Annotated in this window: 17 protein-coding genes; 14 read left to right on the forward strand and 3 right to left on the reverse strand. The window is 67.9% G+C overall.

Going from position 1 to position 22,082, the window contains the following annotated elements:
* Nucleotides 1-6 precede the first annotated feature (6 nt).
* The 3 genes from OU994_RS13325 to OU994_RS13335 form a co-directional block, all read right to left on the reverse strand.
* Nucleotides 7-1,932, reverse strand: a complete 1,926-nt coding sequence (locus OU994_RS13325) for an ATP-binding protein (protein ID WP_281611132.1) — start codon at nucleotides 1,930-1,932, stop codon at nucleotides 7-9.
* Nucleotides 1,933-1,968: 36 nt separating this feature from the next.
* On the reverse strand, nucleotides 1,969-2,952 hold the full coding sequence (locus OU994_RS13330) for a porin (RefSeq protein WP_281611133.1): 984 nt from the start codon (nucleotides 2,950-2,952) through the stop codon (nucleotides 1,969-1,971).
* Between the two features lie 64 nt (nucleotides 2,953-3,016).
* Nucleotides 3,017-4,291, reverse strand: coding sequence for a dicarboxylate/amino acid:cation symporter (locus OU994_RS13335; RefSeq protein WP_281611134.1), 1,275 nt, complete (start codon nucleotides 4,289-4,291; stop codon nucleotides 3,017-3,019).
* 275 nt (nucleotides 4,292-4,566) lie between these two features.
* On the opposite strand from OU994_RS13335, the gene OU994_RS13340 reads away from it, so the two are divergent.
* The 14 genes from OU994_RS13340 (at nucleotide 4,567) to OU994_RS13405 (ending at nucleotide 22,070) form a co-directional block, all read left to right on the forward strand.
* Entirely contained in the window at nucleotides 4,567-5,478 is a 912-nt protein-coding gene (locus OU994_RS13340; RefSeq protein WP_281611135.1) for a LysR substrate-binding domain-containing protein, read from the forward strand.
* Between the two features lie 111 nt (nucleotides 5,479-5,589).
* Nucleotides 5,590-6,792, forward strand: coding sequence for an aromatic ring-hydroxylating dioxygenase subunit alpha (locus OU994_RS13345; RefSeq protein WP_281611136.1), 1,203 nt, complete (start codon nucleotides 5,590-5,592; stop codon nucleotides 6,790-6,792).
* A gap of 9 nt (nucleotides 6,793-6,801) precedes the next feature.
* Nucleotides 6,802-8,247: an aldehyde dehydrogenase family protein gene (locus OU994_RS13350; RefSeq protein WP_281611137.1), complete on the forward strand. Its 1,446-nt coding sequence runs from the start codon at nucleotides 6,802-6,804 to the stop codon at nucleotides 8,245-8,247.
* Between the two features lie 23 nt (nucleotides 8,248-8,270).
* Nucleotides 8,271-9,653, forward strand: a complete 1,383-nt coding sequence (locus tag OU994_RS13355) for an FAD-dependent oxidoreductase (protein WP_281611138.1) — start codon at nucleotides 8,271-8,273, stop codon at nucleotides 9,651-9,653.
* Between the two features lie 9 nt (nucleotides 9,654-9,662).
* The gene (locus OU994_RS13360) at nucleotides 9,663-10,991 is read left to right on the forward strand and encodes an FAD-binding oxidoreductase (protein ID WP_281611139.1); all 1,329 of its coding nucleotides are present in this window, start codon (nucleotides 9,663-9,665) and stop codon (nucleotides 10,989-10,991) included.
* Nucleotides 10,988-11,371 carry a cupin domain-containing protein gene (locus OU994_RS13365; protein ID WP_281611140.1) on the forward strand — a complete coding sequence of 128 codons (384 nt, stop codon included), beginning with the start codon at nucleotides 10,988-10,990 and terminating at the stop codon, nucleotides 11,369-11,371. The genes OU994_RS13360 and OU994_RS13365 overlap by 4 nt, the downstream gene beginning before the upstream one ends.
* 40 nt (nucleotides 11,372-11,411) lie before the next feature.
* Nucleotides 11,412-12,578, forward strand: coding sequence for an MFS transporter (locus OU994_RS13370; RefSeq protein WP_281611141.1), 1,167 nt, complete (start codon nucleotides 11,412-11,414; stop codon nucleotides 12,576-12,578).
* A gap of 139 nt (nucleotides 12,579-12,717) precedes the next feature.
* Nucleotides 12,718-14,292, forward strand: a complete 1,575-nt coding sequence (locus tag OU994_RS13375) for a BCCT family transporter (protein ID WP_281611142.1) — start codon at nucleotides 12,718-12,720, stop codon at nucleotides 14,290-14,292.
* A gap of 96 nt (nucleotides 14,293-14,388) precedes the next feature.
* A complete protein-coding gene (locus OU994_RS13380; protein ID WP_281611143.1) occupies nucleotides 14,389-15,597 on the forward strand; it encodes a hypothetical protein in 1,209 nt (402 codons plus the stop codon).
* Between the two features lie 345 nt (nucleotides 15,598-15,942).
* Nucleotides 15,943-16,389, forward strand: a complete 447-nt coding sequence (locus OU994_RS13385; protein WP_281611144.1) for a VOC family protein — start codon at nucleotides 15,943-15,945, stop codon at nucleotides 16,387-16,389.
* A gap of 282 nt (nucleotides 16,390-16,671) precedes the next feature.
* Nucleotides 16,672-18,750 (forward strand): phosphocholine-specific phospholipase C, encoded by a 2,079-nt coding sequence (locus tag OU994_RS13390; protein ID WP_281611145.1) that lies wholly within the window; start codon nucleotides 16,672-16,674, stop codon nucleotides 18,748-18,750.
* A gap of 171 nt (nucleotides 18,751-18,921) precedes the next feature.
* Nucleotides 18,922-20,178, forward strand: coding sequence for a LacI family DNA-binding transcriptional regulator (locus OU994_RS13395; protein ID WP_281611146.1), 1,257 nt, complete (start codon nucleotides 18,922-18,924; stop codon nucleotides 20,176-20,178).
* A 3-nt stretch (nucleotides 20,179-20,181) separates the two neighbouring features.
* Nucleotides 20,182-21,120 (forward strand): sugar ABC transporter permease, encoded by a 939-nt coding sequence (locus OU994_RS13400; RefSeq protein WP_281611147.1) that lies wholly within the window; start codon nucleotides 20,182-20,184, stop codon nucleotides 21,118-21,120.
* Nucleotides 21,121-21,128: 8 nt separating this feature from the next.
* Nucleotides 21,129-22,070 (forward strand): carbohydrate ABC transporter permease, encoded by a 942-nt coding sequence (locus tag OU994_RS13405; RefSeq protein WP_281611148.1) that lies wholly within the window; start codon nucleotides 21,129-21,131, stop codon nucleotides 22,068-22,070.
* The last annotated feature ends 12 nt before the right edge of the window (nucleotides 22,071-22,082 follow it).

Raw genomic sequence — 22,082 nt, forward strand, 5'->3', positions numbered from 1 at the left:
GTTGCATCACGGCCCCGCGGAGGCCGGCCGGAGTTCGATGATAAAGCAGGCGCCGGTGGCGGCGCCCTCGGCGCGCAGGGTACCGCCGAAGTCGCGGATGATCTGTTCGGAAATGGCCAGGCCGAGCCCCAGGCCTTCGCCTTGCGGCTTGGTGGTGAAGAAGGGTTCGAACAGGCGGGCGCGCGCTTCGTCCGACAACCCCGGGCCGCTGTCGGCGACGCGGATCAGCACCGATCCCGGCTTTTCCCAGACGCTTACCGACAGTTCGCGGCGCGCGCCCCGCTCCAGCGTGCCCAGCGCGTCGAGCGCATTGCTCAGCAGGTTCAGCAGCACCTGTTCCAGCCGGTTGCTGTCGCATAGCGCATAGATGTCGCCCTGGCTGATGTCGAGCGTGAAGGCCACGTTGTCCAGCTGCAGGCGGCGCTCCACCAGCACCAGCGCATTCGACACGGCGGTGTGCACCGAGACCGGCGCCAGGTCGGCGTTGGACTTGCGCGCGAAGCTCTTCAGCTTGCCCGTGATGCCGCCCATGCGCGCCACGATCTGCGAGATCTTGGCCAGGTTGTCGCGCGCTTCGGCCATGCGGCCGCGATCGAACAGCAGCACGGCATTGTCGGACATGGTGCGCAGCGCCGTCAGCGGCTGGTTCAGTTCATGCGTGATGCTGGCCGACATCTGGCCCAGCACGGCCATCTTGCCGGCCTGGTACAGCTCGTTCTGGGTGCGATGCAACTGCTGCTCGGCCTGGCGGCGCACGGCCATTTCATCGATCAGGCTTTGCGTCGTCTGTTCCAGCCGGGACGTGCGTTCGGCCACCATCAATTCCAGGTTGTTGTAGGCCGCCAGCAGTTGCTCCCGCGCTTGCAGGCGCTGGCGGTTGCCGCGCCGGCGCTGGCGCAGGTACAGGAACAGCACCACCAGGAAGCCGTAGGCCATGCAGGTGAACAGCACGGCCGCGCGGGCGTTGGCGCGGGCCTGGCTCAGGTCGGACAGGTAGATGAAGGTCCACTGGCGCGGTGCCAGCGAACGGGTTTGCGCCAGCAGGGGCGGCGCGGTGCCGCTCCGGGTGACGCCGGGCGTATCGATGACGAGTACGCGGGTACCGTCGGCGCGTGCCTCCTCGTGGCGGATGGGCAGCGGCGGCAGCGGCAGGCGGTGGTACTGGCGCGTTTGCGACAGGCTGGCGCGCACGCTGGCGGGCAGCGGGCGCAGCGCATGGTACTTCCACGCCGGCAGCGACGACAGGAACACCACGCCGTTGGCATCGGCCAGCATCACCTTGTCCGCGCCCTGGATCCAGCCCCGTTCCAGCGCTTCGATATTGACCTTCACCACGGCCACGCCCAGCATGCGCCCGTCGCGGTACACGCCGCGCGCATAGAAATATCCCGGTTCGCCGCTGGTGGTGCCCACGCCGTAGAAGCCGCTGGGGCGGCCGCGCAGCGCGTTCTGCAGGTAGGGGCGGAAACCGATGTCGTCGCCGACGAAGCTGTCCTTCTGGCGCCAGTTGCTGGCCGCCAGCGTGCGGCCGCGCAGGTCGACGATGTAGATGATGCGGGAGCCGGCCTGCCGGGACAGGCGCTCCAGGTAGCTGTTGACTTCATGGCGGCGCGCCGCATCGCCGGGGTGTTCCAGCAGTGCCAGCACGTCCTTGTCCAGCTCCAGCATGTGCGGCAGGAAGTCGTATTTGTCGAGCAGGTTTTCCAGGCTGGCCGCGTAGGTTTCCAGGCGTTGCGCACCGGCCGCGCGCAGCCGGTCCGTGCTCACTTCCCCGGTCCACCAGTAGGCGGCCCAGGCCAGCGCCACGCCGCCGGCCAGCGCCAGGCACCATGCCAGACGCACCGGCTCGAACCAATGCCGACGCGGCGGCCGCCCGGGTGGGGCGGCCGCCGCGTCGGAGGGATCGGCAATGGTGTCGGGCAGGGCGGGCATCCCGGCAACTATAGCAAATGCGGCGTGCCGCGCCGCTTAGAACTTGTGGCGGATGCCGAGGTTCAGGGCGGCGTTGCCGGTACCGTCGTCGCTGGCGTTGCCGACCTTGTAGCTGGCGCCGTTGTCGTTGTCGATATGGCCGTAGGCGGTGTACAGGTCGGTACGGGGCGACAGGCCGTACAGGTAGCCGATACCGAACTGGCGCGCATCGCGCTTGGCGGCCGAGCTGTCGTCGCTCTGGACGGCGGAGAACAGCACGCCGTGCGGACCGGTCACGTACGTCAGGCCGAGCAGCACGTCGCGGCTGTCGTCGCCCAGGCCGCGGTTGCGCGCGAAGGCGGCATGGCCGATCAGGTCGCCCAGCTTGTAGCGCACTACCACCGCCGAGTTGCTGGCGTGCTGCGGCAGCAGCGGGTCTTCGCGGCGATGGTGGGTGAGGATCAGGGTCAGGTCGCCCGGTGCGTAGGTCAGCGCACCGCCCATTTCGCGCCTGCGGGTGGCGTCGCCCGCCACTTCGCCCGCGCCGTATGCCACCTCGGCCGAGAAGCCGGCCATGACAGGAGTGCCGTACACCACCGAGTTGTCCATGCGGCGGTTGGCCGCGATGATGTTCATGGCCTGGCCGGCCAGGCCATCCTCGAACGGGTCGGCGATGTCGCCCAGCGCCTTGTAGTACGGCGAGTACTGGCGGCCGGCCGTCAGGCTGCCGAACTTGCCGGCCAGGCCCACGAAGGCCTGGCGGCCGAACAGGCGGCCGCCCTGGCCGGACGTGCCGGTATCGATATTGATGCCGCTCTCCAGCGTGAAGATGGCGGACAGGCCGCCACCCAGGTCTTCCTTGCCCTTGAAGCCCAGCCGCGAGCCGTAGGCCACGCCACCGGTGAGGTTGGCGCTGCTGCCGTTCGGCGTGCCGTATTCCTTGACCAGGCCGGCGTCCATGACGCCGTAGACCTTGACTTCTGATTGTGCGTGGGCGGTGGCGCAGGCCATTGCCAGCGCGGCGGTGATTGCATATTTCATGGCATCTCCTTGTGGTTATAAATGTTGGGAATGATTGATGTGAGGGGTGAAAAACTCGTGTGCTTCATGCTGCCTGGATGTCGCGCGGCTTGTCGCGCGCCGGGGCCTCGTCGTCGAGCGCGCCTTCCCATTTCGCCACGACGGCCGTGGCCACCGCGTTGCCCACGGCGTTGGTGGCCGAGCGGCCCATGTCGAGGAACTGGTCGACGCCCATCAGCAGCAGCAGGCCCGCTTCGGGGATGTTGAACTGCGTCAGCGTAGCGGCGATCACCACCAGCGATGCGCGCGGTACGCCGGCCATCCCCTTGGAGGTCAGCATCAGCAGCAGCAGCATGGTGATCTGCGTGCCGACCGACAGGTCGATACCGTAGGCCTGGGCGATGAACAGCACGGCGAAGGTGCAGTACATCATCGAGCCATCCAGGTTGAACGAGTAGCCCATCGGCAGCACGAAACTGGAGATGCGGCGCTCCACGCCGAACTTGTCGAGTGCCACCAGCAGCTTCGGATATGCCGCTTCCGAGCTGGCGGTCGAGAAAGCCAGCAGGAACGGTTCGCGGATCAGCCCGACCAGGCGGAACACGCGCGGGCCCAGCACCGCGAAACCGGCACCGATCAGCAGCAGCCACAGGCAGAGCAGGCCCAGGTAGAAGCCGCCCATGAATTTGGCGAAGGTGGCCAGGATGCCCAGGCCGTTGGTGGTGACCACGGAGGCCATCGCGGCAAACACGGCCAGCGGTGCCATGACCATGATGGCGCCGGTAATGCGCAGCATCACCTGCGCCAGTTCGTCCACCACGGCCACCAGCCGCTTGCCGGACTCGCCCAGCGCACCCAGCGCGGAACCGAAGAAGATCGAGAACACCAGCACCTGCAGGATCTCGTTGTTGGCCATCGCCTCGATGGGCGACTTCGGCACCACGTGCGTGATGAAATCCTTCAGCGTGAACGCCGCCGTCTTCAGGCCGGTGGTCGCGTCGGTGGGGGGCAGCGGCAAGCCCAGGTTGGTGCCCAGTTGGAGCAGGTTGGACAGCCCCATGCCCAGCGCCAGCGACACCAGCGAGGCCAGCACGAACCAGGCGAAGGCCTTGGCGCCGATGCGGCCGGCAGCCTTGCCGTCCGCCAGGTTGGCGATGCCGATGGTCAGCGTGGAGAACACCAGCAGCGCGATGATCATCTTGATCAGGCGCAGGAAGATATCCGTCACCAGCGAAATGTGGCCGGATATCTCCGTGGTGACGGCCTTGTCGGGGAAGATCGTATGGCAGGCATAGCCCACCGCGATGCCGAGCAGCATCGCGATCAGGATATACAGGGTGAGAGGGCGCCTTTTTTGCATTGCAGTCTCCGTTTTATAGAAACCGCGGTGGGCCACCGCGGCGGTGGGTCGTAGATAGCAAATGCCATGCCACTCTTGTCGGATTGTCCAAGTTATTGTTTTTATTGGAATTGATGCCGGCGACGGTGGCTGGGCGTATGAAAAATTGGACGGGATTCCGCCCGGTGGTCCAATACTCAGGACGGTCCGGTGGCGAGCGGGCCGCCGGGGGCATGGCCCGGTGCGGGTGGTGCGTGGTATCTTAAAAAAACAACCATATCGAGACACCGCCACACATGAAGATCGACCCGATGCCACCCCTGAACAGCCTGGTGGCGTTCGAGGCAGCCGCCCGTCACCTCAGCTTTACCGTGGCCGCCACGGAGCTGAACGTCACCCAGGGCGCGATCAGCCGGCAGGTGCGGCTGCTGGAGGATTACCTTGGCACGCCGCTGTTCGAGCGCACCACCCGCCGGATTGTCCTCAGCAGCAAGGGCGAGCAGTACTACCGCGATATCCACGATGTGCTGACCCGGCTGGCGCGCGCCACCGGTGCGGTGCGGCAGTGGCAGGGCACGCAGCAGCTCACGGTGTTCACCAGCACGGCGCTGGCATCCATGTGGCTGCTGCCGCGCGTGGCCGAATTCCAGCGGCAGAACGACGAGATCGAACTGCGCATCATCGCCAACGACCAGGTGAAGGATTTCAGCCGCCTCGATTGCGACCTGGCCGTGTTCTACAGCGGCCAGCAACCCGAGGGCATCCACGCGACGCCGCTGTTCGCCGAAGAGGTCTTCCCCGTGTGCAGCCCGGAATACCTGGCGAAGCATCCCGGCCTGGCGGAGCCGGAACAACTGCGCGACTGTACCTGGCTGTGGCTGGAAGATCCGCAAAGCGGCTGGATCGGCTGGCCGGAGTGGTATCGCCGCATCGGCCACCAGCCGGTGGAGCCGCGGCGCCGCGTCAACATCAACAGCTACGCGATGCTGATCCAGTCCGCCGTCGCCGGCCAGGGCGTGGCGCTGGCGTGGGCCAACCTGGTCGACCGGCACCTGGAAACGGGCGCGCTGGTGCGGCCGATCGACGCGGCCCTGCGCACCAGCGGCATGTTCTACCTGCTGGAACCGGAAGACCGGGGCGCCTGGCGCCACAGCGTGCGGCGCTTCCGCACCTGGCTGCTGGAGCAAGTCGCCGGCGATAATTCATGAGAAAAACTCACAAATAGCCGTGTAAAACTCGTTTGTCGATCGTCCCCCCGCCGCCCGAAACTAGGTGCCACAACACCTGGGCCTTCGGACCCGCAGACAGAGGAGATCGACATGAGCCACACCCCTTCCCAGCGCATCGCCTTCCACCAGCTCGAAGACGTGCTGCGCCCCATCCACCAGGCCAGCGGGCTGGGCAACGAGTTCTACACCGAGCCATCCGCGTTCGCCCTGGAGCGGGACAACGTGATGGGCAAGACCTGGGCCTGCGTGGGCTTTGCCAGCGACCTGCCGAACAAGGGCATGGTCAATCCGGTCGACTTCATGGGCCTGCCGCTGCTCCTGATGCGCAACCGCGACGGCGTGCTGCAGGTCTTCCACAACGTGTGCAGCCACCGCGGCATGAAGCTGGTGGACCAGCCGGGGGAAGTGCAGGGCGTGATCCGCTGCCCTTACCACTCCTGGACGTACGACCTGAACGGCAGCCTGAAAGGTACGCCCCACATCGGCGGCATCAACCAGCACAAGGACGAGCGCTTCGCCTGCGAAAAACACGGCCTGAAGCCGATCCGCAGCCAGGTCTGGATGGACATGGTGTTCGTCAACCTGTCCGGCGACGCGGCCCCGCTGGAGGACATGCTGGCGCCCCTTACCGAACGGTGGTCGCAGTTCCTCGGCCGCGACGGCATGGGCCTGCTGCGCCGCAAGGGTAGCGGCGACGCCACCAGCATCGAGGTGAACTGCAACTGGAAACTCGCGGTGGAGAACTACTGCGAGGCCTACCACCTGCCCTGGGTGCACCCGGCGCTGAACAGCTACTCGCGCCTGGAAGACCACTACAACATCCTGTTCGCCGGGCACTTCGCCGGCCAGGGCAGCTACGCCTACAACCTGTCCGACGTCGCCGGCACCAACCTGCCGACCTTCCCGGCATGGCCGAAGGACCGGCTGCGCAACGCCGAGTATGTCGCCTTCTTCCCCAACGTGCTGCTGGGGATCCAGGCCGACCATGCGTTCGCCATGCAGCTGCAGCCGATCGCGCCGGGCAAGACCATCGAACACCTGCGGCTGTTCTACGTGGGCGACGAGGCGCTGGACGACAAGTACGCCGCCTGCCATGCCGCGGTGCTGGAAGCCTGGCGCGTGGTGTTCGCCGAAGACGTGGCCTCGGTCGAGGGCATGCAGAAGGGCCGCGCCTCGCCGGGCTACCAGGGCGGCGTATTCTCGCCCGAAATGGACGTGCCCACGCATTATTTCCACCAGTGGGGCGCGCGCCAGCTGCTGGCGGCGGCCCGGTCCGGCGCGGCCGCGGCCTGAGGAGCGGCCATGTTCCCGATCAAGCCGCACTGGCTGAACTACATCGATGGCGAATGGTGCGACAGCGCGCGTTCGCTGACTGTCCACGATCCCGCCACCGGCGAGCCGCTGGCCACCATCGCGGAAGCCGGCAGCGACGATGCCGAGCGTGCGCTGGCCGCGGCGCGCCGCTGCGCCGACCGCGCCGAACTGACCCGCGTGCGCCCCGCGCAACGCGTGACCTGGCTGCTCCGCATCGCCGAGGAAATCCGCGCGGTGGCCGACGAAGGCGCATGGGTGCTGTGCCACGAGAACGGCAAGAGCCTGCGCGATGCCCGGGATGAATTCACCGAGGCGGCCCGCTATTTCGAGTACTACGCCGGCATGGCGGACAAGATCGAGGGCACCTCGATCCCTCTGGGCAACGGCTACATGGACTTCACGGTCTACGATCCGATGGGCGTGTCCGCCCAGATCGTGCCGTGGAACTTCCCCGTGTCGATCTGCGCCCGTTCGCTGGCGCCGGCACTGGCCGCGGGCAACGCGGTGGTCGTCAAGTCGCCCGAACTGTCGCCGCTGGGCATCTGCGTGCTGTTCCAGGCCATCGCGAAAGCGGGCTTGCCGAAAGGCGCCGTGAACCTGCTGTGCGGCCCCGGGCGGCAGGTCGGCGCACACCTGGTAGCGCACCGGCACGTCGACCAGATCGTGTTCACCGGCTCGGTGGCCACCGGCCAGTCGATCCTGCGCAGCGCGGCGGCGCGCGCCATCCCCAGCGTGATGGAACTGGGCGGCAAATCGGCCGCGCTGGTGTTTGCCGACGCCGATCGCCGGCAGCTGCTCGACAGTGTGAAGAGCGGCATCTTCTTCAACGCCGGCCAGGTATGTTCCGCACTGTCGCGCCTGCTGGTGCAGCGCGCCGTGTACGACGAGGTGGCCGATGCCGTGGCCGCGCTTGCGGAAGGCCTGCGCATCGGCCCCGGCCGCGACGATCCCGACCTCACGCCGGTGATCAGCGCCGGCCAGCTCGAACAGGTCGAGGCGATGTGCCGCCAGGCCGTCGACGAAGGTGCGCGCCTGGCCACCGGTGGCGGCGCGTGCCGCGAGCGGGCCGGCTGGTTCATGCAGCCGACCGTGTTCCGCGACGTGACCCCGGCCATGTCCATCGCCCGGGAAGAAGTCTTCGGCCCCGTGCTGGCCGTCATCCCGTTCGATACGGAAGAGGAAGCGCTGGCGATCGCCAACGGTACCGAATTCGGCCTGGTGGCCGGCGTCTTCACGCAGGACATCAGCCGCGCCATGCGCTGCGCGCGCCGGCTGAAGGCGGGCCAGGTATTCGTCAACGAGTGGTATGCGGGCGGCATCGAGACCCCGTTCGGCGGCGTGGGCCTGTCCGGCTTCGGCCGGGAGAAGGGGCAGGAAGCGCTGTACAGCTATGTGCGCACCAAGAACGTCGGCATCCGCGTGGCCGGCGAATGAAACAGCAGCAGGAGGAGACGACCATGAAGACATGGCTTTGCATCATCTGTGGCCTGGTCTACGACGAGGCGAAAGGCTGGCCGGAAGACGGCATCGCGCCCGGCACGCGGTGGGAGGACGTGCCGGACGACTGGCTGTGCCCCGACTGCAAGGTGGGCAAGGGCGACTTCGAGATGCTCGATGTCAGCGTGCCGGTGGCCGCCGTGGCGGCGGCGCCAATGCAGCAGACCGTCGTCGCGGCGGCGCTGCCGCGCCAGCCGATCGTCATCGTCGGCAGCGGCCATGCCGGCTACGGCCTGGCCGCCGCGCTGCGCAAGAACGATCCGGCGGCCGAGATCCGCGTGGTGACGGCCGATGACGGCTTCGTGTACTCGAAGCCGGCACTGTCGATCGGCGTGGCGCAGGGCAGGGACCCGGCCGCCATGGCGACCGAGTCGCCGCTGGCGATCGAACAGCGCCTCGGCATCCGCGTGCATCCGCATTGCCGCGTGGAGCGGATCGATGCCGGGGCGCGGCGCCTGCATACCAGCCTGGGCGAGATGGCATACGGCCAGCTGGTACTGGCCTGCGGTGCCCGGCCCGTCCGTCCCGCCATCGACGGCGCGGTTGACGCGGTGCTGAGCGTGAACAACCTGCAGGAGTACCGCCGGTTCCGCGAGCGGCTTGCTGGCGCGCGGCGCGTCGCCATCCTGGGCGATGGCCTGATCGGCTGCGAATTCGCCAACGACCTGGCTGCCGCCGGCATCGAAGTCACCGTGGTGGGACTGGGCCGCTGGCCGATGGAGCGCCTGCTGCCGGCGCCCGCCGGGCAGCGGCTGCAGGCGGCGCTGGCCGGCCTCGGCGTCCAGTGGCGCCTGGACACTACGGTGCGGCGCATCGACCGCACGGCCGACGGCTATCGGCTGGCGCTGGCCGACGGCCAGCACGTCGAGGCGGACCTGGTCCTGTCCGCGATCGGCCTGCGCGCCGACGTGTCGCTGGCGGCGGGGGCCGGCATCGCCACCGGTGCCGGCATCCAGGTCGACGCGCACCTGCGGACGTCGCAGCCCGGCATCTACGCGCTGGGCGACTGCATCGAGATCGAAGGCCAGTGCCTGCCCTACCTGGTACCCAACAACCACGGCATCCAGGCTCTCGCCCGCACGCTGCTCGGCCAGCCCACGGCGGTGGCGTATCCGCCGATGCCGGTCACGGTCAAGACGCCGGCAATGCCGCTGTGCCTGCTGGCGCCCATGGCCGGTGCGGCCGGCGCATGGCAGTGCATGCCCACCAGCGATGGCCTGCAGTGCGTCTTCCACGATACACAGGGCGCGCTGCGCGGCTTCGTATTGCTGGGTGCCGCGGCGCAGGCCCAACGCAACGCCTTCCTGCAAACCTGCCAGCAAGATCAACGCGCCGCTGCCTGAAAGCACATCATGACCAAGCACATCAATCTTCCCTTCGACGACGGCGGTTGCGGCTGGTATGCGGCCCTCGCCCCACGCCCGGACGTGCGGCGCCTCCAGAGCCGGCAGCGCGCCGACTATGCGGTGATCGGTGCCGGCTTCGCCGGCCTGGCCGCCGCGCGCCGGCTGGCCGAACGCCTGCCGGAAGCGCGCATCCTGCTCGTCGATGCCCAGCGCGCCGGCTTCGGCGCTTCGGGGCGCAATTCCGGCTTCGTGATCGACCTGCCCCACAAATTCGCGCTGGAGCATCCCGATCCGGCCCACAAGCAGCGCCTGCTGCGGCTGAACCGGGCGGCCATCGCCCAACTGCGGGGCCTGATCGAGCAGCACGGCATCGACTGCCAGTGGTCGCATGCCGGCAAGTACCAGGGCGCGGTCGGGCCGCGCGGCCAGGCCTACCTGGACCACTTCGAACGCCTGCTGGGCGAGCTGGGCGAGCCGTTCCGCCGGGCCGGGCGGCAGGAGCTGAAGGCCGTGCTCGGCACCGAACACTACAGCGATGCGATCTTTACGCCAGGCTGCTACCTGATGCAGCCGGCCGCGCTCGTCGCCGGGCTGGCGCGCTCGCTGCCGCCCAATGTCGAGCTGCTGGAAGAGTCGCCGATCCGCCGACTCGAGCGCGACGGGCAGGGCGGCTGGACGCTGCATGGCGACGACGGCAGCATCGCCACGCCGACGCTGCTGCTGGGCACCAGCATCTTCACGCAGGAATTCGGCTACCTGCGCAACCGCCTGCTGCCGGTCATGACGTTCGCCAGCTGGACGCGGCCGCTGACGGATGCCGAACTGGCCCGCCATGGCGGGCAGCTCGACTGGGGGCTGACGCCGGCCGACCACGCCGGTACCACCGTGCGCATGACGCAGGACCGCCGGCTGATCATCCGCAACACCTACAAGCACGTGCCCCGCTACGGCCGCAGCACCAGCGATGCGATGCGCGAACAGGTGCGCGCCAAGCACCGCGCCGCCTTCCTGGCCCGCTTCCCGCAACTGGCCGACGTGCCCTTCAGCCACACCTGGGGCGGGGTGTATGCCATCTCGCGCAACTTCACCAATTTCTTCGGTGAGCTGGACCAGGGCGTCTACGCCACGGCCTGCGACAACGGCGTCGGCGCGGCCTGGGGCACGATCTCCGGCACGCTGCTGGCCGACCGGGCGATCGGCGCCGGTTCGGAACAGCTGCGCGACATCGAGGCCGTCACCGGCATGCCCTCGCGCAATCCGCCGGAACCGTTCCTCGGCATCGGCGTGCGCTCGCGCATCCAGCTGGCCGCGTGGTCGAGCAGGAGCGAGCTGTGAGCGCGGGTGTCAGAGACGGCGCGGCGGGCAGGCGCCCCGTGGTGCTGGTCGATCACGCTTCGCTCGACTACACGCGGCGCGGCGGGCCGCCGGATGCCGCCTGGGTGGCGCGCGCGGTGTCCAACGAGGTGTCGCCTCACATCGGCTTCGGCTTCGCCCGCTGGGAAGGCGCCGAGGTGGCGTGGACCGTGCTGTACGACGAGCTCATCTTCGTGATCGAAGGTACCCTCGAGCTCGAGGCCAATGGCGAGCCCTTGCGCATCACGCCGGGACAGCTGGTCTGGATACCCGAGGGCAGCGAGCTGGTATATGGAGGGCACGCGCTGTTCGGCTACGTGGTGCGACCGGCGAACTGGAAAGAGCTGCATGGGCTCGCTTGATGGCGTCCGGCGTGCCGGCGACGCCGGGGGAGGCTGAGCCATGTCCGTCATCGGCAAGAGCTTTGGCGCGCTGTTCCTGGCGGCCGCGGTTCTGCAGTTCGGCGCCACGCTGCTGATCTCCCACCTTGCCCTGCGCCTCGGCGCCGATGGCGCATCCGAATTCCGGATCGGCGCACTGATGGCGGCCAACGCGCTGGGCATGGCGATCGGCGCGGGCGCGGGCCGGGTGTCGATCGAGCGGATCGGCCACGTGCGGGCATTCGCGGCCAGCACCGGCATCATGGTGGCTGCCGTGCTGGCCCACGAGCTGGGCGCGGCGCTGTCGTTCTGGATCGTTCTTCGCGTCATCGCCGGCATCGCGCTGATGACCCAGGTGATGGTGCTGGAAAGCTGGCTGAACGAGCGCGCCGACGGGCCGCAACGGGGGCAGGTACTGGCGGGTTACATGGCCGCGACCTATGGCGGCATGATGCTGGGGCAGCTCGGCGTCGCGGCGGGTGGCGGTGGCGGTGGTGCCGTCATCGTGGTGGGCGTCGCGTTCGCCTGTTGCGTGCTGCCGGTGGCGATGATGCGTACCGCACCGCCGGCCGTGTCGCCGCAGGCGGGGATCACGTTCGGACAGATCATGCGCCGCGTGCCGCGGCCGCTCGCCGTCGTCCTCGTGTCGGGCATGCTCAACAGCAGCTTCTTCGGGCTGGCGGCGATCTATGCGGCGCAGCATGGCATGAGCGCCGCCGCGACGGCGGTGTACCTGGCGTGCCCCGTGGTGGCCGGGCTGCTCGCGCAGTTCCCGCTGGGGGTACTGTCCGACCGGCTCCCGCGTCCCGCGCTGGTGCGCGGCGTGGCGCTGGCGCTGGCGCTGGCCAGTGCGGCCCTCGGCACGGGGCAGTCCATGCCTGTCGCGTTACTGCTGGCGCTCGCCTGCTGCGCGGGGGCGCTGCAGTTCTGCCTGTATCCGCTGGGTGTCGCATGGGCCAACGACCTGGTCGAGCCGGCCATGCGCGTGGGCCTGGCCGGTGTGCTGCTGACCACCTTCGCCGCCGGCTCCTGCGTCGGGCCGCTGCTGGCTGGCGCCTGGATGAGCGGAGCGGGCGCCTCGAGCCTGTATTACTTTTTCGCGGCCTGCGCCGTTGCGCTGGCCGTTGCGGCCGGCAGGGAAGGGTGGCCGGCAGCGCCATCGGCCTTGCCGATTCATGACAAAAGCTGATGACACGACGATTTTTCATGATTTGTCGTTGATGCAACGCGGTCCGAAGATGGCAGCCAGCCACCGGCTTTCGCAGCGCTGAATTCCCGCACCAGACGGGAAGCGCGCCGCGACCTATAGTGAACACAATGGAGACAATATGAAGCAGATCGCCTCAGGCCTTCCCGCGGCCGCCCGCGTGGCCACCCACGCATCCCTGGATGTCAATATCGAAGTGCTCGGGCTGAAAGTACACCGTGTCATCTTCCCCCTGTCGATCCTTATCGTACTGGCGCTCGTGCTCGGCGCGCTGTTCGATCCCCCGGCCGCCGCCGCGGCGCTGGAGGGCATCAGGACGGCAACCCTGAAGCACCTGGACTGGCTGATCATGATCGGCGGGAACGTGATGGTGCTGTTCTGTGCCGTGCTGGCGGTATCGCCGTACGGGAAAATCCGGCTGGGCGGCAAGGAGGCGCGGCCCGAGTTCCGTACCTTGTCCTGGTTTTGCATGATGTTCGCCGCGGGCATGGGGGTCGGCCTGCTGTACTGGGGCGTCGCGGAACCGGTCGCACACTATACCGCCTGGTTCAAGACGCCGTTCGACGTGGCCGCCCGTACCCCCGAGGCCGCGCACGCGGCGATGGGCGCGACGATCTTCCACTGGGGCTTCCACCCGTGGGCCATCTACCTCACGGTGGCCATCGTGGTCGGCTACTTCTCGTACAACAAGGGCCTGCCGTTCTCGCTCAGCTCGGGCCTGCAACCCCTGCTCGGCAGGGCGCACAAGGGCGCCATCGGCCATGCCGTGGACATTTTCACGGTGGTGCTGACCGTGTTCGGCTTGGCGACCTCGATCGGGCTGGGCGCCATGCAGGCAACCGCCGGCATCACCCACGTGCTCGGTTTGCCGAACACGATCATGTACCAGATGCTGTTCATCGCCGTCGTCACGCTGCTGGCCGCCGTGTCGCTGTGGCGCGGCCTCGATTCGGGGCTCAAGCTGCTCAGCAACGTCAATATGCTGCTGGCCCTGCTGCTCTTCGCGATCGTGGTGGCCGGCGTGGGCGTGATGGCGTTTTCGTCGGGCGTGCTGCACACGGCGGTCGACTTCGGCCGCTACTTCCTTCCGCTGAGCAACTGGATCGACCGGACGGACCAGGACTGGTACCACGGCTGGACCGTGTTCTACTGGGCATGGTGGTGCACCTGGGGCCCGCTGGTCGGCGTGTTCGTGGCGCGCGTGTCGAAAGGCCGCACGCTGCGCCAGCTGGTCGGCGTGGTGCTGGTGGCGCCCACCGTCGTGGCCATCTTCTGGTTCACCGCCTTCGGCGGCGGCGCCATCGGCAACGTGGCCACGGGAACCGGCGCGCTGGCCAGCGGCACGATGAACGTCGACATGGCGATCTTCCATTTCCTGGAAACGCTGCCGATGTCCGGTGCCACGTCGATGCTCGTCGTCGTGCTGCTGGTGATCTTCATGGTCACCTCCGTCAACTCGGGCGCCATGGTGGTCGACAGCCTGGCTGCCGGTGGCGACCCGGACACGCCGGCGGTGCAGCGCGTGATCTGGCTGCTGATGATCGCATTCGTGACGGTGATCCTGTTCGTCATCGGCGACAATACCGCCCTCAAGGCCATCCAGGCCGGCGCGGTCGCCATGGGGCCGCCCTTCATCGCGCTCATGCTGCTGCTCATCGCCGGCTTCGTCAAGGCCATCGCCAAAGAGCCGCGCTGATCGTTTCGCGGAGCGGAGTACCGCTCCGCGCGACAGCCATCGGGACCATCAACGCTACCGGAAGACCGGTGCCCTGGCGCACCGGGAAGGAACAACATGATCAGCATTCAACTCCGGCGTGCCTGCGCCGCCGCCATGCTGGGCCCCGCCGTGCTGGCGGCCGGCCATGCGCATGCGGAAGAGCCGGCATCGCCGCTCACCATCGGCGGCGCGATCCGCTTCAATTACGTGCACAAGGGCTGGCAGGCGGAAAAACCGCGCGGCTTCGTCGGCCTCGATACCGTGCGCCTGGAAGTCAAGTACGACGACGGCACCCGCATCGCCTCGGCCCAGTACCGCTACAACCGCTTCCCGGAAGGGCAGGGCGGCTACTGGCAGCATTTCTTCCATCACGGCTGGGTCGGCCTGCGCCTGGCCGACCGCAGCACCGTGCACGTCGGCCTGGACAAGGTGCCGTTCGGACTGCTGCCTTTCGCGTCCAACAATTTCTACGAGTCCATCGCCTTCTATGCGGGCTTCGAAGACAAGTACGACGCCGGCCTAACGTATGCCAGCGCCCCCGGCAAGCTGGAGTGGCAGCTTGCCTTCTTCCCGCGCGACGGTGGTTCCTACGGCGGCGGCGACAATACCGCACCGGCGTCGAACCGCTACTCCTACAACATCGTCCGCGACGACGATGAACACGGCTACGGCACGGGCCAGCGCGACAGCGAGCGCAACACGCTGGTCGCGCGCGTCGCCTGGCACGCCGATACCGCGATCAAGCAGGAATTCGGCGCCTCGGTGCTGGGCGGCGAGATCCGCAACGGCGCCGGCAAGGACACCCGCCGCAACGCCATCGCCATCCACTACCGTGCCACGCCAGGGCCGGTGACCGTGATGCTGCAGGCAATGCGCTACCGGTACAGGACCAGCCACGCCCCCACCCAGACCTACGGCGGCCTGGACGCCAACAGTTTCGTGATGGTCGGCGGCTTCGGCTATCCGTACCCGGTCGCGACGAAAGGCGACATCTATATCGCCAACGTCAGCCATGACATCCCGGGCACGCTGGGCCCGTTCAGTGGCTTCAAGGTCTACAACGACTACAGCGCACTGCACAAGCGCGTCGGCAGCTACGGCCCGTCCAGGCAGAACGTGGCGGGGGTTTCCTTCTCGGCCGGAAAATGGTTCTTCTACGCCGATCTCATGATGGGCAAGCATCATCCCTACATGTCGCCGGACTTCGGCGGGCTGGCCTCGACAGCGGGCCAGCATGACCGGTGGGCGCGGCGGATCAACTTGCAGGCGGGATATTACTTCTAGGAGGCCAACGACGGTTGGCGGGATATAAACCAAGGTCTGCCCTTGAAATGCCGGCACGGCGATCTATACTGTATGGATATACAGCAATTTGATCTCGGCCAAGGCTGATAATGGAACCGGAACCGGACTCGGCATCGAAACCGGAACCGGAACCGGCGAAGGCTCGACGGACGCGCATGGCCGGCTGGGCAAGGGAATCAGTGCCCGGATTGCGATCAATCGCAGCACCTGCACCATGAGGAGAGCACAGGCTTTCCCGCGAGTAGGGGTATATCGTTGTTTTTCGCTTGTTTCTGCTTGTTTCCGTTTCCTTCCCGCCTGTTGTCCAACCTGAGGAGATACGCCATGATCCACGAACTGTTTGCCTACCTGTGCGTGCGCGACGCCAATGCGGCGATCGATTTCTACGGCAAGGCATTCGGCGCGGCCGAGAAGTTCCGGCTGACCGAACCCGGCGGCCGTATCGGACACGCCGAGCTCGATTTCGGCGGCGTCACGCTGATGCTGTCGGACGAGTATCCGGAATACGGCATCAGCGGCCCGCGCGGCGTCGAGAGCCCGCCCGTCACGATCCACTTGCACGTCGACGATGCGGATGCGGTGGTGGCCCGCGCGCTGGAGGCGGGCGCCAGCCTGGAGCGCGAGGTCCAGGATGAATTCTATGGCGAGCGCGGCGGCGTCGTGCGCGATCCGTTCGGGCACCGCTGGAACATCGGTCACAGCATCGAGGAGTTGAGCGCGGAAGAAATGCAGCGCCGCTATACCGCCTACATGCAGCAGCCGGCGGGATAGGACCGGCAGTTCCGAGGTGGCGCCCGGTGCGCGCAGCGCACGGCCAGGGGGGCCGGCTCCTCCGGCATGCCGGGCCTGTCGTATTCCCGTAACAAAAGCCTCCTAAGATGGGACGCAGGATGCGCGGCAGTTCGGGGTCATCCCGCTGCCGCCGGTCCGGCGCGCGCTGGCGACATGATTTCGTTGCATCGTCCGGTTCGACTATGTTAACGTTAACGCTCATCGTCTCGCCGGCGCCGCGCAAGGCCGAGGCACGGCCCACCCACCCATCACGGAGGATGCATGACCCGACTTTCCCGCCGCCGCTTCCTGGGCGGCACGGCCGCCGCCGGCGTGCTCGGCGCCATGTCGCCGCTGCTGCGCGAGGCGCTGGCGGTACCGGCGCGCCGCGCCACCGGCACGCTGGCCGATGTGCGCCATGTCGTCATCCTGATGCAGGAAAACCGTTCGTTCGACCACTATTTCGGCACGCTCGCCGGGGTGCGCGGCTTCGGCGACCGCATGGCGATTCCGCTGCGCGACGGCCGCACCGTCTGGCAGCAGCACAATGGCCGCCGCATCGTGATGCCGTACCGGCTCGACGCCCGCGCCGGCAATGCCCAGCCGGCGCTCGACCTGCCGCATACCTGGCCGGACGCGCAGGCGGCATGGGACGACGGCCGGCTGAACGCCTGGCCGCGTTCCAAGACCGATGCGTCGATGGCGTACTACACCCGCGCCGAACTGCCGATCCAGTTCGCGCTGGCCGAAGCGTTCACGCTGTGCGATGCCTATCACTGCTCGCTGCAGGGCGGCACGAATCCCAACCGGCTGTTCCTGATGACCGGTACCAACGATCCGTCCGGCCGGCATGGCGGCCCGGCGATCGACAACCGCATGGAAGGCTTCGGCCCGCCCGAACAGGGTTTTACCTGGGCCACCTACCCGGAGCGGCTGGAGGCGGCCGGCGTCAGCTGGAAGGTCTACACCGACATGGCGGACAACTACGACTGCAACATGCTGACGACGTTCCGTACCTTTCGCGAAGCCCACGCATCACGCCACAATGATGCGCGACCGAACGCGCTGGCGGACAAGGGCATCAGCAGCACGCTGGCCAATGCGACGCTGGACGGCTTGCGCGACGATGTCGTCAACGGCCGCCTGCCGCAGGTGAGCTGGGTGATCTCGCCGCGCCTGTATTCCGAGCACCCGGGGCCGTCGACGCCGGTGCAGGGCGGCGCCTACACGCTGCAGGTGCTGGAAGCGCTGCTGGCCGATCCCGAGGTGTGGAGCGGTACCGTGTTCCTGCAGATGTACGACGAGAACGACGCCTTCTTCGACCATGTGCCGCCGCCGGCACCGCCGGCACTGCTGCGCGACCGCACGCGCTCGGGCAAGTCGACCGTGGCCTTCGGCGACGAGTGCCACGGCGACGGCCTGCTGTACGGGCTGGGGCCGCGCGTGCCGATGGTGGTGATGTCGCCATGGAGCAAGGGCGGCTGGGTCAATTCGGAGGTGTTCGACCACACGTCCGTGCTGCGTTTCCTGGAGCGCCGTTTCGGTGTGGCCGAACCGAACATCAGTGCCTGGCGCCGCGCCGTGTGTGGCGACCTGACGAGCTGCTTCGACTTTGCTTCGCCGGATGCCGCCACGCCGCGCCTGCCGGTATTCGGCACGGCGCAGGCCGATGCGGAACGGGCGCGCCAGCGCGCCACGCCCGCCATCGACGTGCCGGTGGAAGGCGCGCAGGCGGCGCCCCGGCAGGAACCGGGCACGCGGCCCTCGCGCGCGCTGCCGTATCGGCTGGAAGCGCGGCTGGATGCGCGGCCGGATGCGCGGCTGGAAGCGCCGGCCGTACCGGGCGCCAGCGGCGTGCCGCTCACCTTCGTCAACAGCGGCACGGCGGGCGCCGTGTTCCACGTCTACGACCGGCTGCGGCTGGGCCGTCCGCCGCGCCGCTACACGGTCGAAGCGGGCAAGGAGCTGGCCGAGCTGTGGACTCCGCCCGGGGAGGAGGGCGCCATTCCGCCCGAGGCGTACGACCTGTGGATCCTCGGGCCGAACGGCTTCCATCGCGCCCTGCGCGGCAGTGGCCCGCAGGATCTCGCTGTGCACGGCGTGCGCGAGGGCGACCGTCTCGCACTGGAGCTGCGCAATACCGGCACCGTGGCACGCCAGGCCACGCTGACCATGCTGGCCTATGCCGATGCGGCACCGCGCACGGTCGTTGTGGCGCCGGGCGGCGTCGAGCGCATCCGGCTGCCCGGCCCGTGGTACGACGCGCAGGTGGAGAGCAACGGCGCGGCATGGCGCTTCGCCGGCCGTGTCGAGACGGGCTTCGATGGCACCAGCGATCCGGCCATGGCCGCTGGCCTGTGAGGTGTCCAGTGGCCCCGTCGTCCGGACTGGCGGGCCGTGGAATGCGGCGTGGAAGGGCAGGCCGGACGCCGCGCCGGTAGTTTTACCGAAGCCGTTGCAAAAAGAACTTTCTAAGCACGACAAGAAATGATAACGTTAACGTTATCAACCTGAATGAAGATGCAAGAGCGCATGAAAACACCTCCCGTAACATTGATCACCATCGCCGAGCAAGCCGGCGTCTCCGTGATGACCGTCTCCCGCGCCCTGAACGACGAAGGCTCGGTCGCCGCGAAAACGCGCGAGAAGGTGCGCAGGATCGCCGCCGAGCTGGGCTACTCGCCCAACCTGTCGGCCAAGATGATGAAGGGCAGCCGCACCAACGTGATCGGCATCCTCGTCAACGACCTGCAGTCGGCGGTGATCAACGAGATCATCGGCGCCGTCAGCAGCGCGGTGCGCAAGCTCGAGATGGACCTGGTGATCTACAACTCGATCGGCGACAGCGACAACGCGCCCAGCCGCGGCCTGGGCAGCATGCTGCAGGGACTGTGCGACGGGCTGCTCCTGATCCTGCCCCGCATCAGCGACATGCACCTGCGCCAGCTGGAGCAGCGCGGCCTGCCAGTGGTGCTGGTGAACTACTGGCGTCCGACGGATCTGCCGGTGGTCCGTGGCGGCAACAGCGACGCGGCGGCCGCGGCCACGCGCCACCTGCTGCAGCTGGGCCATCGCCGCATCGGCTTCATCGCCGGTTCCGCGTTCACCGGCCAGAGCCAGGAACGCCAGGATGGTTACGAATCGGCCTTGCGCGGTGCCGGCGTCGAGGTCGATCCGAAGCTGATCGCGGCAGGGGACTTCGGCCGGCGTTCCGGGTACGAAGCGGCCAGCGCGCTGCTGACTGCCGAGGATGCGCCGACGGCGATCTTCGCGGCCAACGATGAAATGGCGTTCGGTGCGATCGACGCCGTGCGCGCCTGCGGCCTGCAGATGCCGCAGGACGTTTCCGTGGTCGGCTTCGACGATATCCCCGCGGCCGCCCACGTGCACCCGGCGCTGACGACGGTGCGCCAGCCGCTGGCCGCCATCAGCGAGGCGGCGGTGCGCGAACTGCTGGTGCGGATCACCGGGGCCGGCGGCGAACGGCAGCGCGTGGAGTTTCCTTCCGAACTGGTGCTGCGCGATTCCACCGCCAAGGCGCCTGGACGCGCCGGTTCCAATCCTGCGCCTGGACGCGCCGGTTCCAATCCTGCGCCTGGACGCGCCGGTTCCAATCCTGCGCCTGGACGCGCCGGTGCCAATCCGGCCCCACGCCGCGCCGGCGCGTCGAAGTCCGCATCCCGCACCGCCGCAGCAACGACAACGACGACAACGACAACGACGGCAACGACGGCAAAGACTCCCGTCGCTGCTGGCACGGCCGGCAAGCGCGCCCCGAAGAAGGCCTGAGCGATGACCACGCCATCCACCCGCGCGCCGGCCGGCTACCTGTCGCGCCTCGGCCGCGACCTGGCGCGCAACCGTGTCGCCTACCTGCTGCTGCTGCCGGTGGTCGCGTACTTTGCCGTGTTCCACTACGTGCCGATGTATGGCACGCTGATCGCGTTCAAGGACTTCAACCCGGCCGCCGGCATCGCCGGCAGCGAGTGGGTGGGCCTCGACTGGTTCCGCCAGTTCTTCAACGGCCTGTTCGTCGAGCGGCTGATCGCCAACACGCTGCTGCTCAACATCTACGACGTGCTGTTCGGCTTCCCCGCGCCGATCATCCTGGCCCTGCTGCTGAACGAGCTGACCAGCGAGCGCTTCCGGCGCTTCGTGCAGACCATCACCTACCTGCCGCACTTCATCTCCGTGGTGGTGGTGGCGGGCATGCTGCTCGACTTCGCCGCCCGCGACGGCATCCTGACCCAGGTCGCGGTGGCGCTGGGCGGCACGCCGGACCCGCTGATCAACGACCCGTCGTGGTTCCGCACGCTGTTCGTCGGCTCGGAGATCTGGCAAAGCGTGGGGTGGGGCTCGATCATCTACCTGGCCACGCTGTCGGCCATCAATCCGTCGCTGTACGAGGCGGCGCGGATCGACGGCGCCAACCGCTGGCAGCGCATGGTGCACGTCACGCTGCCCGGCCTGCTGCCCATCGTCAGCACGCTGCTGGTGCTGCGGCTGGGGCAACTGATGACGGTCGGCTTCGAAAAGGTGATCCTGCTGTACAACCCGGGCACCTATGAAACGGCGGACGTGATTTCCACCTACGTCTACCGCCACGGCATCCTGGATGCGAACTACAGCTACGCGGCCGCCGTCGGCCTGTGCAACTCCGCGGTGGCGCTGCTGCTGCTCGTCGCCGCCAACCGCCTCAGCCGCAAGCTGACCGGCAACAGCATCTGGTAGGAGAAACCATGCAAACCCGTGCCATGCCCGATACCCCCGTACTGCCGCGCCCGGGCACCAGCCTGCGCACGTTCCGGCCCCGCCAGGGCTGGGGCGGCGCCATCTTCGACACGCTGAACATCACCGTGCTGTCGCTGCTGTGCTTCATAACGTTCTACCCGTTCTACTACGTGCTGATCGCCTCGCTCAGCGATCCGCTGGCGCTGGCCACGCACCGGGGCCTGATGCTGCTGCCGCAGGGCCTGTCCTTCGAGGCCTTCGAGCGGGTCTGGCAAAACCCGATGGTGCGCAGCGGCTTCGTCAACACCCTCGTCATCGTGGTGGGCGGCACGGCGCTGAACCTCGTGCTGACCTGCTGCGGCGCGTATGCGCTGTCGCGGCGCCGGCTGATGCTGGAAAAGCCGGTCATGCTGATGATCATCTTCACGATGTTCTTCACGGGCGGGCTGGTGCCGAACTACCTGCTGGTGCGTGACCTGGGCCTGCTGGACAGCCGCTGGGCCGTGATCCTGCCGTTCGCCGTCAGCGCGTGGAACCTGATCATCCTGCGCTCGGCCTTCAACGCGGTACCCAAGGATTACGAGGAAGCGGCCCGCATCGACGGCGCCGGCGACTTCACCATCCTTGCGCAGGTCTACATACCGCTGTGCATGCCCACGCTGGCGGTGGTGGCGATGTTCTACGCGGTGGCACACTGGAACGGCTACTTCTACTCGATGATCTACCTGTCCGACCGCGAACTGTTCCCGCTGCAGCTGGTGCTGCGCGAGATCCTCGTTTCCAGCAGCACCGATTCGATGATGACCGGCGAGGCGGCGGGGCGCGAAGCGCTCAGCACCACGATCAAGTACGCCACCGTGATCGTGGCCACGCTGCCGGTACTGGCCGTGTACCCGTTCCTGCAGCGCTTCTTCGCCAAGGGCGTGCTGGTGGGAGGGATCAAGGAATGACGATGTTTTTTT

The sequence above is a fragment of the Pseudoduganella sp. SL102 genome (assembly GCF_027856995.1).
Lineage (GTDB): Bacteria > Pseudomonadota > Gammaproteobacteria > Burkholderiales > Burkholderiaceae_D > Rugamonas > Rugamonas albidiflava.

Coding starts and splice junctions, on each gene's coding strand:
- OU994_RS13335 (WP_281611134.1), bottom strand. CDS start 4,291: ATGCAAAAAAGGCGCCCTCTCACCCTGTATATCCTGATCGCGATGCTG.
- OU994_RS13395 (WP_281611146.1), top strand. CDS start 18,922: ATGAAAACACCTCCCGTAACATTGATCACCATCGCCGAGCAAGCCGGC.
- OU994_RS13345 (WP_281611136.1), top strand. CDS start 5,590: ATGAGCCACACCCCTTCCCAGCGCATCGCCTTCCACCAGCTCGAAGAC.
- OU994_RS13325 (WP_281611132.1), bottom strand. CDS start 1,932: ATGCCCGCCCTGCCCGACACCATTGCCGATCCCTCCGACGCGGCGGCC.
- OU994_RS13355 (WP_281611138.1), top strand. CDS start 8,271: ATGAAGACATGGCTTTGCATCATCTGTGGCCTGGTCTACGACGAGGCG.
- OU994_RS13360 (WP_281611139.1), top strand. CDS start 9,663: ATGACCAAGCACATCAATCTTCCCTTCGACGACGGCGGTTGCGGCTGG.
- OU994_RS13350 (WP_281611137.1), top strand. CDS start 6,802: ATGTTCCCGATCAAGCCGCACTGGCTGAACTACATCGATGGCGAATGG.
- OU994_RS13380 (WP_281611143.1), top strand. CDS start 14,389: ATGATCAGCATTCAACTCCGGCGTGCCTGCGCCGCCGCCATGCTGGGC.
- OU994_RS13340 (WP_281611135.1), top strand. CDS start 4,567: ATGAAGATCGACCCGATGCCACCCCTGAACAGCCTGGTGGCGTTCGAG.
- OU994_RS13330 (WP_281611133.1), bottom strand. CDS start 2,952: ATGAAATATGCAATCACCGCCGCGCTGGCAATGGCCTGCGCCACCGCC.
- OU994_RS13400 (WP_281611147.1), top strand. CDS start 20,182: ATGACCACGCCATCCACCCGCGCGCCGGCCGGCTACCTGTCGCGCCTC.
- OU994_RS13405 (WP_281611148.1), top strand. CDS start 21,129: ATGCAAACCCGTGCCATGCCCGATACCCCCGTACTGCCGCGCCCGGGC.
- OU994_RS13375 (WP_281611142.1), top strand. CDS start 12,718: ATGAAGCAGATCGCCTCAGGCCTTCCCGCGGCCGCCCGCGTGGCCACC.
- OU994_RS13370 (WP_281611141.1), top strand. CDS start 11,412: ATGTCCGTCATCGGCAAGAGCTTTGGCGCGCTGTTCCTGGCGGCCGCG.
- OU994_RS13385 (WP_281611144.1), top strand. CDS start 15,943: ATGATCCACGAACTGTTTGCCTACCTGTGCGTGCGCGACGCCAATGCG.
- OU994_RS13390 (WP_281611145.1), top strand. CDS start 16,672: ATGACCCGACTTTCCCGCCGCCGCTTCCTGGGCGGCACGGCCGCCGCC.